Source organism: Caballeronia sp. Sq4a (assembly GCF_023170545.1).
In the GTDB taxonomy this organism is placed as follows: Bacteria; Pseudomonadota; Gammaproteobacteria; order Burkholderiales; family Burkholderiaceae; genus Caballeronia.
In genome coordinates, this window is the sequence record NZ_CP084252.1 from 736,022 (window position 1) to 752,236 (window position 16,215).

The 16,215-nt window shown below is 62.9% G+C and carries 13 protein-coding genes; 8 read left to right on the forward strand and 5 right to left on the reverse strand.

The annotated features are described in order from the left end of the window. The 5 genes from LDZ24_RS22905 (at position 1) to LDZ24_RS22925 (ending at position 6,075) form a co-directional block, all read left to right on the forward strand. Positions 1–915 carry a hypothetical protein gene (locus LDZ24_RS22905; RefSeq protein ID WP_248323509.1) on the forward strand — a complete coding sequence of 305 codons (915 nt, stop codon included), beginning with the start codon at positions 1–3 and terminating at the stop codon, positions 913–915. Further along, entirely contained in the window at positions 912–1,559 is a 648-nt protein-coding gene (locus LDZ24_RS22910) for a gluconate 2-dehydrogenase subunit 3 family protein (RefSeq protein ID WP_248323510.1), read from the forward strand. Before LDZ24_RS22905 ends, LDZ24_RS22910 begins: the two co-directional genes overlap by 4 nt. Continuing rightward, positions 1,528–3,204, forward strand: a complete 1,677-nt coding sequence (locus LDZ24_RS22915; protein WP_248323511.1) for a GMC family oxidoreductase — start codon at positions 1,528–1,530, stop codon at positions 3,202–3,204. The genes LDZ24_RS22910 and LDZ24_RS22915 overlap by 32 nt, the downstream gene beginning before the upstream one ends. Before the next feature lie 6 nt (positions 3,205–3,210). Next, a complete protein-coding gene (locus LDZ24_RS22920; protein WP_248323512.1) occupies positions 3,211–3,702 on the forward strand; it encodes a DUF421 domain-containing protein in 492 nt (163 codons plus the stop codon). Between the two features lie 93 nt (positions 3,703–3,795). Beyond that, complete coding sequence (locus LDZ24_RS22925; protein WP_248323513.1) at positions 3,796–6,075, forward strand: FdhF/YdeP family oxidoreductase; 2,280 nt, start codon at positions 3,796–3,798, stop codon at positions 6,073–6,075. Between the two features lie 79 nt (positions 6,076–6,154). Here LDZ24_RS22925 and LDZ24_RS22930 read toward each other — a convergent pair whose 3' ends face one another. Genes LDZ24_RS22930 through LDZ24_RS22950 form a run of 5 tightly spaced genes read right to left on the reverse strand, consistent with a single transcriptional unit; the run spans position 6,155 to position 12,172 of the window. After that, positions 6,155–7,447 carry a cytochrome c gene (locus LDZ24_RS22930; RefSeq protein WP_371747494.1) on the reverse strand — a complete coding sequence of 431 codons (1,293 nt, stop codon included), beginning with the start codon at positions 7,445–7,447 and terminating at the stop codon, positions 6,155–6,157. Positions 7,448–7,490: 43 nt separating this feature from the next. Beyond that, entirely contained in the window at positions 7,491–7,958 is a 468-nt protein-coding gene (locus tag LDZ24_RS22935; protein ID WP_175943486.1) for a hypothetical protein, read from the reverse strand. Continuing rightward, positions 7,958–10,558, reverse strand: a complete 2,601-nt coding sequence (ctaD, locus tag LDZ24_RS22940) for a cytochrome c oxidase subunit I (protein ID WP_248323515.1) — start codon at positions 10,556–10,558, stop codon at positions 7,958–7,960. The genes LDZ24_RS22935 and ctaD overlap by 1 nt, the downstream gene beginning before the upstream one ends. A gap of 10 nt (positions 10,559–10,568) precedes the next feature. Beyond that, positions 10,569–11,624: a cytochrome c oxidase subunit II gene (gene coxB / locus LDZ24_RS22945; protein ID WP_248323516.1), complete on the reverse strand. Its 1,056-nt coding sequence runs from the start codon at positions 11,622–11,624 to the stop codon at positions 10,569–10,571. Between the two features lie 5 nt (positions 11,625–11,629). After that, positions 11,630–12,172, reverse strand: coding sequence for a DUF4396 domain-containing protein (locus LDZ24_RS22950; RefSeq protein ID WP_248323517.1), 543 nt, complete (start codon positions 12,170–12,172; stop codon positions 11,630–11,632). A gap of 463 nt (positions 12,173–12,635) precedes the next feature. On the opposite strand from LDZ24_RS22950, the gene LDZ24_RS22955 reads away from it, so the two are divergent. From LDZ24_RS22955 to LDZ24_RS22965, 3 genes are all read left to right on the forward strand, one after another. Then, positions 12,636–13,052: a MarR family winged helix-turn-helix transcriptional regulator gene (locus LDZ24_RS22955; protein ID WP_175943997.1), complete on the forward strand. Its 417-nt coding sequence runs from the start codon at positions 12,636–12,638 to the stop codon at positions 13,050–13,052. 155 nt (positions 13,053–13,207) lie between these two features. Further along, on the forward strand, positions 13,208–14,209 hold the full coding sequence (locus LDZ24_RS22960) for an SDR family oxidoreductase (RefSeq protein WP_248323518.1): 1,002 nt from the start codon (positions 13,208–13,210) through the stop codon (positions 14,207–14,209). Next, positions 14,206–15,981, forward strand: a complete 1,776-nt coding sequence (locus LDZ24_RS22965; RefSeq protein WP_248323519.1) for a glycoside hydrolase family 15 protein — start codon at positions 14,206–14,208, stop codon at positions 15,979–15,981. Before LDZ24_RS22960 ends, LDZ24_RS22965 begins: the two co-directional genes overlap by 4 nt. Positions 15,982–16,215: the final 234 nt, after the last annotated feature.

A 16,215-nucleotide genomic window follows, 5' to 3' on the forward strand; every position in this document is an offset into this window, starting at 1 on the left:
ATGACGCAAACCAGAATGATCGACATCGCCATCGGCTGCGGCGTCGCGGCGGCGGGACTTGCCGTCGCGCGGCTCGGCACGCGCGAAACGCATCGCTCGAAGAAACAGACGCACATCGACACGGCGCGCACGTTCAATCACAGCTCGGCGCTGCTCGCGCTTTCCGTCCTCGCGGATAGCGCGATGGAGCACTATCGCGGCTCCTTCGACAACCCGGCCATGTACACGCCGCTCGTCGTCTCGACGCTCTCGCTGCTCGCCGGACTGCACGGCGGATCGGACCGCGAGCCGGCACGGCATCCCGTGCGAGATTCGGTGTATATCGGCGCGGCGCTCGCGGGCATCGCGGGGACCGGATTCCATCTGTACAACATCACGAAGCGTCCCGGCGGATGGAGCTGGCACAACCTCTTCTATGCCGCGCCCATCGGCGCGCCCACCGCGCTGCTGCTTTCGGGCGCGCTCGGCGCGGTGTCCGAACGATTGCGCGACGAGCCCGCGCACGAGCCGCGCCTTTTCGGCATGCCGGCCGGACAGGCGCTCGCGCTCGTCACCAGCGCGGGGCTCGTCGGCACGCTCGGCGAAGTCGCGCTGCTGCATTTTCGCGGCTCGTTCCAGAACCCGGTCATGTATGCGCCGATCGTCATTCCGCCGGTCGCGTCCGCGCTGCTTCTGAACACCGCGCTCGCCGCGCCGCGCGAACGCCCGCTCACGCGGCTGTGGCTGCGCATCACGACGGCGCTCGGCTTCATCGGCGTCGGCTTTCATGCACGCGGCGTCGCGCGCAATCGCGGCGGCTGGCGCAACTGGAGCCAGAACCTGTTCAACGGGCCGCCGCTGCCCGCGCCGCCGGGTTTTTCCGCGCTCGCGCTCGCGGGCCTCGCCGCGCTTCGACTGCGGGAGACCGAAAAATGACCACGCTGCCCCGCTATCCGGACTATGACGTGATGAACAAGCGCGACACGCCCTCGTGGGACGACGTGACGCGCCAGGTCATCGACAAGCGGCTCGCCACGCCGCAAGGCCCGATGTTTTTCGATGCCGTCGAATGGCGCGCGCTCTGTGCGTTGTGCGCGTGCATCGTGCCGCAGGACCGCGAGCGGCCCGCCGTGCCGGTGGCTTCGCTCGTCGATGCGCGCCTCGCTGAGAACACCGGCGACGGCTATCGCGACGCGCGCCTGCCGCCGATGCGCGATGCCTGGCGCATCGGCCTGCATGCGCTCGATGCCGAAAGCCGCGCGCGCCATGAACTGCCGTTCGCGAGCATCGACGACCATGCGCGGCGCGCACTGATCGACGACATGCAGCACGGCAAGCTCGACGGCCCGGAGTGGCAAGGCATGCCGCCCGCGCTATTTTTCGCGGAGCGCGTGCTGCACGACATCTGCGGGATGTATTACGCGCATCCGCATGCATGGAGCGAGATCGGCTTCGGCGGCCCGGCCAATCCTCGCGGCTACGTGCGCATGGTCGCCAACCGGCGCGATCCGTGGGAAGCCGCCGAAGCAAAGCCCGGCCACGAAGACGATGCACGCAAGGAGAACGCCCGTGTCCGCTGAATCGCCGAAGGACGCCCAGCACTTTCCGCGCGGCAAGAACGGGCGCGCGCCCGACGTATTCCACCCCGGCGCATGGGTTCCGATGCGCGAATATCCGCAAGACGAAGCGGTCGATTTCGCGATCGTCGGCACGGGCGCGGGCGGCGGCACGCTCGCGTGTCGTCTCGCGGAAAAAGGCTTCAAAGTGGTCGCGTTCGATGCCGGCGCGTGGTGGCGTCCGCTCGAAGAGTTCGCATCCGACGAGACGCATCAGGGCAAGCTCTTCTGGACCGACGACCGCATCTGCGACGGCGAGAACCCGCTCAAGCTTGGCAACAACAACAGCGGAAAAGCAGTGGGCGGCAGCACCGTTCACTTCGCGATGGTCTCGCTGCGCTTCCGGCCGGAGTGGTTCAAGTCGCGCACGCTGCTCGGCTACGGCGCAGACTGGCCGGTGGACTGGCGCGAGATGTGGCACTACTACGCGCAGGTGGAAGACGCGCTGAAGATCGCGGGACCGGTGAACTATCCGTGGGGACCGAAACGTCCGCGCTATCCGTATCGGCCGCATGAGCTGAACGCCGCCGCGCTCGTGCTCGCGCGCGGCTGCGAGGCGCTCGGCATCGACTGGTCGCCGACGCCGCTCGCCACCGTCTCGGCGCCGCGCGGCGAAGCGCACCCGTGCGTGTATCGCGGCTTCTGCGTGTCGGGTTGCGCGACCAACGCGAAGCAGAGCGCGCTCGTCACGTGGATACCGCGGGCCGTGCGCGCAGGCGCGGAGATTCGCGACCTCGCGATGGTCGGGCGTATCGTGATGGGCGACGACGGACGCGCGACGGGCGTCGAATACATGCGCGAAGGGCAATGGCAGTTCCAGCGCGCGCGCCATGTCGTGGTGGCGGGCTATGCGATCGAAACGCCGCGCCTGCTCTTGATGTCCGCGACGGACCGCTATCCCGATGGCCTCGCGAACAGTTCCGGCCTCGTCGGCAAGAACCTCATGGTGCAGATGAATCAGGCCGTCTGGGGAACGATGGAAGAAGAAGTGCGCTGGTACAAGGGCCCGCCTTCGCTTGCGCTCACCGAGCACTGGAATTACGAGGACAAGGGCAAGGACTTCTTCGGCGGCTATTGCTACATGAGTCAGGGCCCGTTGCCTGTAGCGTGGGCGTCCGTGCAAAACGGGCGCGGCCTGTGGGGCCAACAGTTGCTCGACGAAATGCAGAAGTACAACCATCAGGCGGGGTTGAAGATCGTCGGCGAGACCATGCCGCAAGAGCGCAACCGCGTGACGCTCGCCGATGAAAAAGACCAGTACGGTTTGCCGGTCGCGCGCGTGACGTATTCGCTGTGCGATAACGACAAGCGTCTCGTCGCGCATTCGCTCGACTTCATGAGTGTCGCGCTCGAAGCGGCCGGCGCGCGCGATGTCTGGCGCGAAACCGACGACACGTGCCATCTGAACGGCACCGCGCGCATGGGCGACGATCCCGCGACGAGCGTCGTCAACGCGGACTGCCGAAGCTGGGACATCGACAATCTCTGGATATGCGACGGCTCGGTGTTTCCGACAGTGGGCGGCGTGAACCCTTCTTTGACGATACAGGCCATCGCCATGCGCACCGCCGACAGGATCGAGGCGCTTGCGGCACGCGGCGAACTGTAGACGACAATGAATCTACTCAAGGAAATCTTCGGCACGCAGGGACACGTCACGGTGCTTCAGGAATGCGCACGGGCGGCGATCGTATTTTGCTGGGGATTGTTTCTCGTGAGAGTCGCCGGGCGCAGAATCTTCGGACGATGGGCGGCCCTCGATATCGTCGTGGCGATCATCGTCGGGTCCAACTTGAGCCGCGCCGTCACCGGAAACGCGCCGCTCACCGGCACGCTCGTCGCAACGGCTTTCATGATCGCGGCGCACTGGGTGGTCGCGCATCTTGCCTCGCGCTACCGGCTGTGGACGTTCATTGCGGAGGGCAGTCCCACTACGCTGTTCTCTCAGGGCAAGCCATGCGAAAAAGCGCTCATGCGATACGGCGTGTCCGAGAATGACATCAACGAGGCGCTGAGCGAGAACGGCGTCGACGACGTGAAAGACGTGCAGAAGATCACGCTCGAACCCAGCGGAAAAATCAGCGTGTCGAAGCAGAAAACGAAGTAATAGACGACGAATGCGAACGGCTTGCGCGGACCGCGTTGCGGAACGACGCTTGCTTATGTCACGACGTGATATTGGTCCCCCAGGAGCGCGCAGATGAGCAAAGAAGCCAAGAACCCATCGTATCCTTTCGCTTCTGGCGGGTGGGGATCGATGAAAGCAGTCGCCACGATCCTCATGCAGGAGAAAGTGCCGATCAAGGACAGCGCGATCCTGCTCAAGCAGAACAAGCCCGACGGCTTCATGTGCGTGAGCTGCTCATGGGCGAAGCCCGCCGATCCGCATACGTTCGAATTCTGCGAAAGCGGCGCGAAGGCGACTGCCTGGGATACGACCGCCAAGCGAATGACGCCCGAGTTCTTCGAACTGCACACCGTTAAGCAATTGCTCAACTGGCACGATCACGACCTCGAAGAAGCAGGACGATTGACCGCGCCCATGCGCTACGACGCAGCCACGGACAAGTACGTGGAAGTCACCTGGCAGCAGGCCTTCGACGAGATCGGCAAGGAGCTGAACGCGCTGGACCCGGAGACCGTCGTCTTCTACGCGTCAGGGCGCGCCTCGCTCGAAACCGCATACATGTACCAGCTTTTCGCGCGCATGTACGGCAACAACAATCTGCCGGACAGCTCGAACATGTGTCACGAGAGTTCGAGCGTCGGTCTCAAGGAAGCGATCGGTGTCGGCGTCGGGACCATCACGCTCGAAGACTTCGAGAAGACGGATCTCATGTTCTTCTTCGGCCAGAACGTCGGCACGAATAGCCCGCGCATGCTGCACCAGTTGCAGGACGCGCGCAAACGCGGAGTGCCGATCATCACGTTCAATCCGCTTCGCGAGCCGGGTCTCGTCTCCTTCGCGAATCCTCAGTCGCCCGTGGAGATGCTGACGCCCAAGGAAACGCAGATCAGCACGCAATACCATCAGTTGAAGACCGGCGGCGATACGGCAGCCATTCTCGGCATCTGCAAGGCAGTGATCGAAGCCGACGACCGCGCGCAGGCCGAAGGCACGGAACGCATGATCGATGTCGCGTTCATCGAGGAACACACGACCGGCTTCGAAGAATTCGCGGCCTGCGCGCGTCGAACCGAATGGAGCGAGATCGAACGAATCAGCGGACTGCCGCGCTCGGCGCTGCTCGAAGCGGCCAATGAGTACATGAAAGCCAAGGCCGTGATGGCGCACTACGGCATGGGACTCACGCAGCACAGGCTCGGCGTGCAGAACGTACGCATGCTCTGCAACCTGCTCTTTCTGCGCGGCAACGTCGGCAAGCCGGGTGCTGGGCCTTCGCCGATACGCGGCCATTCCAACGTGCAGGGGCAACGCACGGTCGGCATTACGGAGAAACCCGAACTCGCGCCGCTCGATCAGCTCGCGAAGCAGTTCTCCTTCGAGCCGCCGCGAAAGAAAGGCATGAATACCGTCGAAGCATTCGAGGCGATGGTGAAGGGCAAAGTGAAGGCGGTCTTCAATCTCGGCGGCAATCTCGTGCGTTCGGTGCCGGACCGCTTGCAGACGGAGCCCGCGTGGTCGAGCCTGCGCCTTACGATCAACGTGGCCACGAAGCTCAATCGCAGTCACCTCGTGCACGGCGAGATATCGTACGTGCTGCCGTGCCTGAGCCGTATCGAGTTTCATCGCACGCGACTGGGCGAACAGGCGGTCTCGATGGAAGACAGCACGGGCTGCATGCACGGCTCGAAAGGCGTGACCGAACCCGCGAGCGAGAAGGCGCGCGCGGAGCAATTCATCGTCGCGGGCATCGCGAAGGCGACGCTCGGCTCGCGTTCGACAGTCGACTGGGATGCGTGGAGCGACGACTATTCGCTCGTCCGAAACGAGATTGCGACGACGTATCCCGAGACGTTCCATGACTTCAACGAACGCATGTGGGAGCCGGGCGGCTTTCATCGGCCGCTGCCCGCTTGCGAACGGGTCTGGCAAACGAAATCGGGCAAAGCGGAATTCATGACGCCGAACTCGCTCGTCGAGGACCCTGACATGCCCGAGAAGGCGCCGGAAGCATTGCGGCTCATGACCTTGCGCAGCGACAGCCAGTTCAACACGACCATCTATAACCTCGACGACCGGTTCAGAGGCGTGAAGGATTCCCGCATGGTCATCCTGATGAACGAGGCCGACATCGCCAAGCATCATCTGAAGGAAGGCCAGGAAATCACCTTGCAGACCATTGCAGACGACGGCATCGACCGCCGGCTGTCGGGGCTGAAAATCAAGGCGTATGCGATTCCCGAAGGCTGCATCGGCGGCTATTACCCGGAGTGCAATGTATTGCTGCCGCTATGGCATTACGCTGAAGAGAGCAAGGTGCCGGGCGCGAAGTCGATTCCGGTGCGCATTGTTTGAATCCCGTTTGATTCACGCGTCGCTCATCTGAGCGACCCGCTGCCGGCCCGCGTGCGTTACTGCGCACGCGGGCCGCTTCTCATTGATGGATCTTCGAGCGAAGGCGCTCCACTTCGCGGTCCGAGACCGGCGCCGCATGATTGCCCCATGTGCCACGAACGAAGCTGACGACCTGAGCGATTTGAGCGCTCGTCAGTTGGCCATGAAAGCCCGGCATCTTCTGCGGCGCAGGCCCTGTGTCCGTCTCCGGGCTCTTGCTGCCCTCGATCACGATGCGCATGACCGATGTCGGATCTTCTGCCAGCACGAGCGGGTTGCCGGCCAGCGCGGCCACCTTGCCAGGCTGACCCTTGCCGTCCGCCTGATGACAGCGCGCGCAGAACGACAGATAGACGCCCGCGCCGGGACGCTCGACTTCGCCAGTCTGAATGCTGCGCGCCGTCTGCACCTTCGCGTGCTCGTTGTTGGCGTAACTGCCGTAGGTCTGCTGAGGAGGCAGTGACTTGAGATAAGTGGCGATCGCATGCAGGTCGGCATCGGTCATGTACTGCGTGCTGTCCCCGATGACCGGCGCCATGGCCCCGAAAGCAATCGCGCCTGCGCCGTGACCGGTACGCAGAAAATCGACGATGTCCTGCGCAGTCCAGCGTCCTAGTCCGCTGCCCGGATCGCCGGTAAGGTTAGGTGCAAGCCAGTGATCGTTAACGCCGCTCGTGAGATACCACGGCGACTTTTCACTGTAGCCGAGCTCGTTGTAAGCGGGACCGCGCGGCGTATGGCACGCGCCGCAATGCCCCAATCCCTGCACCAGGTACGCGCCGCGATTCCATTGCGCGCTGCGCTTCGGATCGGGCTCGTACTGGTCGCGATTCCCGAATGCCCAGCTCCAGAACAACATGCCCCATCGCTGATTGAACGGAAAAGGCAGATGCGTTTCCGGCGCGCGCTTCGCGCTCGGCTTCACGCCATGCATCAGATACGCATAGAGCGCGGTGACGTCGTCATCCGTCATGTTGGCGAGCGACGGATACGGCATGGCCGGATAAAGCCGCTTGCCGTCGCGGCGCTTTCCATAGCGAATCGCGTCCGAGAACTCCTTCAGCGTATAGCGTCCGATACCCAAGGTCGGGTCCGGCGTGATGTTGCTCGCATAGATCGGGCCGAACGGTGAGTTCACCGGCATGCCACCGGCAAGCGGCGTGTGATCGGCCGCGTCGTGACACGCGCTGCAATCGCCCGCTTTCGCGAGGTATTCGCCGCGAGCGATCAATTGCGGCGAGCTGGTCATCGGCGACTGCGCCGTGACGTTGTCGGGAAGATTGTCGTTCGCCCGGCCACTGCATGCGCCCAGGGTGGCGAGCACGACTGGCATCAGTGCAGCGGCGATGTGGTTTTTTAAACTCGTCGCGTTCATTTCAATGCCATTGATTGCAGGAATCGAGGAACACTTCGGCCAGAATGGTGAAGACCAGCGCGAGGACGAAGAGACAGCCGATCAACGCACTGCACAGCGCAATGAAGCGCTTGCGGGCCAGCTGTTCTTCGAAGCGCGAAGGCTTATCCGACGAAGAAGCGCTCGCTTTGGCCTGCTGCTCTTTCTTCTGCAAGAAGCGAAAGCCGTAGACCGCCATGCTTGCACAGACAAGCGACACGATCACAGCCGCAGCCGACGTACCGTACAGCCACGCATGAAAGTGCCTGAAAACCGGCTCCGCCCGACGAATCGACTCGGCATAGCAGGCCTGCGCCGAGATGGTCTCGGAGATCATCACCTGCAGCAGCCACGCGCCCGGCGAGAGGAAAAAGCCCGCGCACGCGCAGACGACGAGACGTCGCTTTTCTTCTTTCGTGAGATGCTGCTCGGGCAGCGCGGACGTTTGCATCAGTGACCCCGCATCCAGAAAGGCGTCACGTAGAGCGACGTGAAGATGAAGAGCCACACCACGTCGACGAAGTGCCAGTACAAGCCGCCGATACGCATCGGTGCATTGCGTTCCTCGTCGAAATAGCCGAGCGCGATCCACACGGCGAGCAACACGAGAATCACGATGCCGACCATGACGTGCGCCATGTGAAAGCCGGTGATCGTGAAATACAGCGAGCCATAGAGATGCGCCGTGATGCCGTAAGGATGGTCGTGCCATTCCTTCAACTGCATGCCGGAGAACACGCAGCCGAGCGCAATGGCGCCGAGCATCCACGCGAATGCCGGCCAGCGCTTGCCCTTCTTGAGCGTTCGCTCCGACATCCACGCCAGCACGCTACTCATGATGAGCACGCCCGTAGCCGTCGCGCCGGTGCCGATCTTCGGCATGCCCTCGGGCGGCCACGGCAACGTGGTTTGCGACTGCGAATAGAAATAGCAGAAGATGAGATAGCCGAAGAGACTCGCTTCGGTGGCGACCAGTGCGATCACACCCCACCATCCGCCCGAATGCTCGCCCGTGCTTCCGACAGGCAGCACGTCGTTCTTCTTCGCGGTCTGCGCCGGAATGGTTTCTTCAGGCGTCGGCGGTTCGCGTTGCCCGAGCGAGCGGCGCGGCCACATCCATGCCACCAGCGTCGCACCGCAACCCGCGACCATGAGAGCAGTTAACCACGGCGAGCGAAGCAGCAGCGCCGCGAAACACAGCGCAGCGAAAAGAGCCAGCAGGAATGGCGACCATGCGTCCTCCGGCATCTTGAGTATCGCGTCGGGCTTGCCGTTGAACGGATGCACGCCGAGCGCCTCGCGTCCCTGATGCAGCAGATAACCGGACTTCAGGCTCGACTGCCGCCCTTTGGGTTGCAAGCGATCTTCCCACATAGGATGCCGCGACTCGACAATCGGCAGCACCGCGAAGTTGTAGGCCGCGGGCGGCGAGTCAGTCGACCATTCCAGGCCCGGCGCATCCCAGGGATTCTGCGGCGCCTTCTTTCCTCGCTTCGCCGAAATGAGTGCATTGACCAGAAAGATGCCGACGCCGATGGCGAAGATGAAAGAGCCGATCGTCGTAATGAGATTGGAGGTGTCCCATCCCATGCCTTCCGGATACGTATAAATGCGCCGCGGCATGCCGAGCAGCCCCGAAATATGCATCGGGAAGAAGCCGACATTGAAGCCGACGAGAATGATCCAGAACGCGATCTTGCCCCAGCGCTCGCTCATCAGACGCCCGGTGAATTTCGGGAACCAATAAGTTATGCCGCCGAATACCGGGAATACGTTGATGCCGAGCAGCACGTAATGAAGATGCGCGACGACGAAGTAAGTATCAGTGAGTTGCCAGTCGAGCGGCACCGCTGCGGTCATCACGCCCGACACGCCGCCGATCACGAACATCAGCACGAAGCTCGCGAAATAGAGGAACGGCGTGGAGAACACGGGGCGCCCCGTCCAGATCGTCGCGATCCACGCGAAGACGGCGACCGCGCTCGGAATCGTAATGAGCACGCTCGCTGCGCCGAAAAAGGCCAGCGCAAGCGGCGGAATGCCGGTCGCGAACATGTGATGAATCCAGACTTCGAATCCGATGATCATCGTCGCGACCGTGGACATGGCCACTGCCGCGTAACCGACGAGCGGACGCCGACAAAACGTGGGCAATGCATCCGAGACGATGCCCATCGCGGGCAGCACGACGACATAGACCCAAGGATGCGCGAACATCCAGAAAAGGTGCTGCCAGAGCAGCGGCCTGCCGTCGCTCGCGACATCGAAGAAATGCGTGCCGATGTTGCGGTCCATCCATAACAGGAAGAACGCGAGACTCACGGACGGCACGGCAAAGAGGTTCGCGAAGGAAATGGTCAGCGTGCCCCATACGATGATCGGCAGCCGGTCCACCGACATGCCCACCGCGCGCATGCGAAACAGCGTCACAACGAAATTCACTGCGCCTACCGTTGTGGAAATGCCGAGCAACACCATGCCGAGCGAATAGACGTCTATGTTTATTCCACGGCTGTATTCGAGCGACGAAAGCGGCACATAGTTGAACCAGCCCGCATTAGGCGCTTCGCCGAGCGGAAAGCTGCAATAGAGAAAAATGCCGGCAAAGAGAAAGACCCAATACGAAAGCGCGTTCAGACGCGGGAACGCCATGTCGCGCGAGCCCAGCATCAACGGCCAGAGAAAGTTCGCGAAGCCGCTCAGCACCGGCAGCGCGTAGAGAAAGATCATCGTGATGCCGTGCATCGTGAACAGCTCGGCGAACTGTCCCGGCGTGACGAGCGTCTCGTTCGGCCGCGCGAGTTGCAAGCGCATGATGAGCGCCTCGACGCCGCCCAACAGCAGAAACACGAACGCGGTCACGATATAGCGCAGGCCGATCTTCTTGTGATCGACTGTCGTGATGAAGCCGCGCCATCCCGATTCGCCTTCCCATAGATCGAGCAGCCGCTTCTCGGCTTCCGATCCTTTCGGGACGCTGCCGAACTCCGGCTCGCGTCTGAACGCGACGCGGTGCGAGTGCCCGGCGCTTCGATCCCCTGTCACGGCCATCGTCTTGTCCTTACCTGAGAGTAGCGAGGTATGCCGACAGCTCGCCTGATTCAACGGGCGAAAGCTTCATGTCGGGCATGAGCGTGCCGGGCTTGATTTCCTGCGCGTGCTGAATCCAGTCCATCAGATTCTCCGGCGTATTGACGACCGTGCCCGCCGCCAATAGCCGGCGCGACAGCACATGCGTGAGATCGGGCGCCTGCACGCCGGCCGCATTGCTGCCGCGTACCGCGTGGCAGCCCGCGCAGCGTTCCTCGAAGAGCTTCCTGCCGTGCACGGCCTGCGTCGTGGCCGGCGCGGCTGCTGTGCGCTGCTGCGCGGCGTACCATCGGTCATAGTCGGCTTGCGGCTGCGCATAGACTTCGAATGCCATGTGAGCATGTTGCACGCCGCAGTACTGCGTGCACTGGCCGCGGAAAATGCCGGGCTTGTCTGCCTGTATCCACTGACGGTTGGTGTTGCCGGGTATGGTCTGCGTCTTGCCGGACAATTGCGGCACCCAGAACGCATGAATGACGTCTGCGCTCTTCAGCAGCACGAGCACCGGCACGCCTACCGGAATATGCAGTTCGTTCGCGGTCGTGAAGGCGCTCGGGCCCTGACCGTAGTCCACTTTCCACCACCAGTCGTAAGCGGTGACCGTGACGGTGAGAGCCGGCGTTTTGGGCGGATCGGCGACCTCGGCCAGCACCGTCAGCATGTAGATGGCGATGCCGAACAACGCCACGGTCGATATGGCCGTGCCGACATAGATAAAACTCAGGCCGCCGCCCTTGCCGAGCGCACGGTGGTCTTCTTTCTTGCGGTGACGGAAGGTCGCAATCAGCAGCATCACCGCGATGATGATGCACACAAGACTGCATATCGCCGTCAGCACCCAATCGAGATGCAGGACGGGATGCGCCGCGGGTCCCTTGCTGTGAAGGAAGTAGGCAAGCGGCGTCGGTCCGCTCGTGAGTGAATCGGATGTGTCGGGCGCTGCCTCGTTCGCAAATGCCGTGATCTGACGAAGCGAGACCGCGAGCGCCAGCCCCGTTCGCAAGATAGATACGAAAAACCGACGCACACAGATCACATCTTCTCCTTGATGCCTCGCCGGATGAGCCAGTAGTTGACCGGGTATGTCGTCAGGAAGCCCGCCACCATCGCAAGTTGCATGCGCACCCAGTACGCCGAGTCAGTCGGCTCGAGCGGCGTGGCAAGCTTCGCGAAAGCGATCATCACGCCGAACATGCCCACCTCGTACGCGACGAGAGAGAGCGTGTCCGCCTTGACTGCCGCGATCACGCCATCGCGAAAGCCAAAGCCTCGCATTGGCGCGATCGAGAAATACTGGAAAGCCACGCCGATCAGGTAAGCCAGCACGAACGCCAGCGCGAGCCGCCCGATCAGTTCCGAGCCCGCGATGCTGAAGGCAAGCAGAAAGGCGAGCCATTCCCCAATGAAATCTCCCAACGCGCAACCTGCACCGCAATGCGTCGCGCCCAGAAATGTGGCTTGCCACATCGGCGCTTCGCGCTGATTTGCGCCGGGCGTCGCGCGACCGAACGCGAAATAGAAAACCAAGCCTATCGGGCCCCAGTACAGCATCGTCAACGGCCATACCACGGACATGATCGCCATCGGTTGCCGATGTCCGAGCATTGCTATGTCGACTACCACTGCACATGCGGAAAGCACCGATAACGCCAGCCATGCCGTTGGCATGACGACCGACCAGTGTGCCGGCATCTCGGTTCTCCTGCGGTGTTCACGGTCGGCCTGCTCGCGCTCGCACGCCTTTGAGAGGTCATCGAGAAAAGGGACTCATCTGGGGGCTTGCACGAAGCAAGCCGCATTCCGGGTCATCTTCCGCGCGCGCGCCCCGGTCGATCCGCCATGCGCCAGAGAAGGTATCGAGCTTCGATTTCTATCACATTGTGCTTTTTTCCTGCTGATTGCAAATTGTTCCTGAGCGCCGCCCCGCGCGACTTCAGGCCGCTAGCATGCCCGGATGCATCTGCTACCATGAATGGCACGTCCGGCCGAAAAGCAATGCATTTACCGACCCACTGAACCGAAGATCCGTGCGCAGAAAATGAAGCAACCGAATAACCGCGGGACCAAGGGTCTGCCGAGCAAGACGGATCTCGAATCGCTTTCGAATTTCCGCTATCAGCTCCGCAAGTTCCTTCGCTACTCCGAAGAAATCACTCACGCGGCCGGCATCACGCCTCTCCAGTATCAACTCCTTTTGCATGTGCGCGGCATGCCGGGACGGACGTGGGCGAGCGTCGGCGAACTGGCCGAACGCCTTCAGGCCGCGCCCAACGGCACGGCCGCACTGGTAAGCCGGTGCGAGCGCGCAGGACTCGTCGTCCGAAAGCCGGGGGAAAGCGATCGGCGCCAGGTGGAAGTGCATTTAACGCCCAAGGGCGAGCGATGCTTGTTGAAGCTCGCTGCCATGCATCTCACCGAGATGCAAACCTTCGGCTGGCTGGCAAACAGTGTTTGATGCTTCCATAGGGTCGTCTGCGCATGAGCGATTCAGCCCACGACAAAACAGCACCGCGTGACCTATTGGCACGGCTGCTGCTCTGAGGCGTTTGACTGTCGTTCTTCCAACCGTTGTTCCTGACATCGCCCTATGCGTCGACGAGGAGGCACCGAATGCCAAAGGTAGTCGTCATCACAGGCGCGGGTGCCGGCGTAGGTCGCGCGACCGTGGATGAATTCGCGCGGCAAGGCTACGACGTCGCCCTTCTCTCACGCGACGCCGAGCGGCTGGAGCGGGCGGCGTCGCAAGTCCGCGAGACCTATGGCGTGCGCGCGCTGCCCATTCCGACGGATGTAGCGGATGCGCAGGCGGTTGAGCGCGCGGCATCGCATGTCGAAGAGACACTGGGACCGATCGACGTCTGGGTGAACGTCGCGATGGCGACCGCATTCGCGCCGGTCTCCGAACTCACGGCAGAAGAGATCGAGCGCGGCACGAAGGTCACTTATCTCGGGCAGGTCCACGGCATGATGGCCGCCCTCGCGCGCATGCGCACGCGCAATCGCGGCACGATCGTGAATGTAGGCTCCGCGTTGGGCTACCGCTCGGTGCCGCTGCAATCCGTGTATTGCGGCGCGAAGTTCGCCATTCGCGGCTTCACGGACTCGCTTCGCTCCGAGATCATCCATGACCGGCTGAAGATCCATCTCACGATGGTCGCGCTGCCCGCTCTGAACACGCCTCAGTTCGACTGGGCGCTCAACAAAATGGGGAAGCGCGCGCGACCCGTCGCGCCGATTTTCGAACCCGAGGTCGCCGCGCGCGCCATCTACTTCGCCGCGACTCACCGCCGGCGCGAGGTCTGGGTGGGCTTCTCGAGCGTCAAGGCAATCCTCGCGAATCGCATCGCGCCTAATCTGATCGACCGCTATCTGGCGCGCAGCGGTTATAGCGGGCAGCTTACCGACGAACCGCTCCCGCATGACGCGCCGAGCAATCTGTTCGAGCCTGTTCCCGGCGATTACAGCGCGCACGGGCGCTTCGGCGACGAATCGCGGGAACGCAGCGTCGAATTGTTCACCGATCGCCACCGCGCGTTATTGTGGGGGCTCGCAGGCATCGGCACCATCGGTTTGTTCGGCCTTCTATCTAAACGATGGGGCGGGCAGCGGTGAGCCGGCCCATCGAAGACTATGCGCTGCTGGGCGACGGCCAGACCGCGGCGCTCCTGAGCCGCGATGGCTCCATCGACTGGCTATGCTGGCCACGCTTCGACGACGACGCGTGCTTCGCCGCGCTGCTCGGCACGTCCGACAACGGATGCTGGTCGCTTGCGCCTGCCGGCGACATCGAACGTCAGGCGCGGCGCTACCAGGAGAACACGCTCGTCATGGAGACCGACTTCGAACTGCGCGACGGCGCGGTTCGCCTGATCGACTTCATGCCTGTGGGCGAAGCATCGAGTTCGGTGGTGCGCATGGTCGTGGGCCTGCGCGGCGTCGTGCAGATGGACATGAGCCTCTGCTTACGCTTCAACTATGGCGCGCTGCGTCCGTGGAGCGAGCCGATCGACGGCGCGATTCAGTCTTGCATCGGCCCGGATGGCGTTTTCCTGCGCGCGGACATTGCGCTCTCTATGGACAAAGGTCGCGCGCAGGCGTCGTTCGCCGTGCATGCCGGCGAATCCGTCACCTTCGTGTTGAGCTATGGCGCGCCAAACGAGACGCCGCCCCCGCCCGTGGATGCGCAAGCCGCGCTGCGACGAACGCAGCACTTCTGGCGCGACTGGATAGGCCGCTTCGATAACGGCAGGACGGACTGGCCGGAAGCGGCCAGGCGCTCGCTGCTGACGCTCAAGGCGCTCACGCACGGCCGCACCGGCGCCATCGTCGCCGCGCCCACGACCTCGCTGCCAGAGGCGCCGGGCGGACGGATGAATTGGGACTACCGTTACGGCTGGCTGCGCGATACGAGCTTCGCCATGGTCGCCTTGCTGAACGCGGGTTTCAACGACGAAGCGAGTGCATGGCGCGACTGGCTGCTGCGTTCAATCGGCGCGTCGCCCGAGCATATCCGCATCATGTATCGCGTCGACGGCGGGCGTCACCTGTCCGAATGGAACGTGGAATGGCTGCCGGGCCACCGCTATGCGTTGCCCGTGCGCGTGGGCAATGCGGCGGCGCATCAGCATCAGGTCGATGTCCTCGGCGAGATCATCGACTGTCTCGACGTGGGCCGGCGCGGCGGGCTCAAGCCCGCGAGCAGCGAGAACTTCGTCGAGACGCGCATCGTCGAGCATCTGGAACAGGTCTGGAATACGCCGGGCTCGGGTATTTGGGAGTCTCGCTCCACGCCGCGCCACTACACCTATTCACGCGTGATGGTGTGGGTCGCGCTCGATCGCTTCGTGAACAACCGGTCGGGCGACGCCGCTTGCGCCGCGCTCGTCGAACGCATTGCCTCGCTTCGGGAGACGGTGCGCGATGAGATTTGTCGCGAGGGGTGGAACGAAGGCATGGGCAGCTTCACGCAGTACTACGGCGCCGACGAACTCGACGCCAGCCTGCTTCTGATGCCGCTCGTCGGCTTTCTGCCTGCCGATGAGCCGCGCATGGCATCGACGATCGAAAGAATACGCCGCGACTTGAGCGAGAACGGACTCATCCGACGCCGCAAGAAGCGGCCGGACGGCCCCAACGAAGGCACCTTTCTAGCGTGTTCATGCTGGATGGCCGACTGCCTGCAAATGCAGGGACGCACGGAAGAAGCCCGGCAACAGTTCGAGCGCGTGCTTGCCGTGGCAAACGACCTTGGGCTGCTTTCAGAGCAATACAACGCAGAGCGCCACGAACTCGCCGGCAACTTTCCGCAGGCGCTCACTCATCTCGCCGTCATCAACTCCGCACTCGGTCTGTGCGGGCCGACGATACAGCGTGGAGGCGGCTGATCGCGACGCACCGTTTTGGACCGCTCACGGTGCAGAACATTCCTTCGACGATTGCAGCCACCGCGCCGCCGCAAACTACTTAGCCATCCGTAATTCTCCTGCCGAATGGGCATCCGGTTCAAGTTACCGATTCGGCGCGCGGCCTTTGTGGGGAAACACACACATACAAAACTATTAGGGATACGACGGTTTTTCCAATGCCCTAATGTCTCCTTGCGGTGACCCAACACCGTC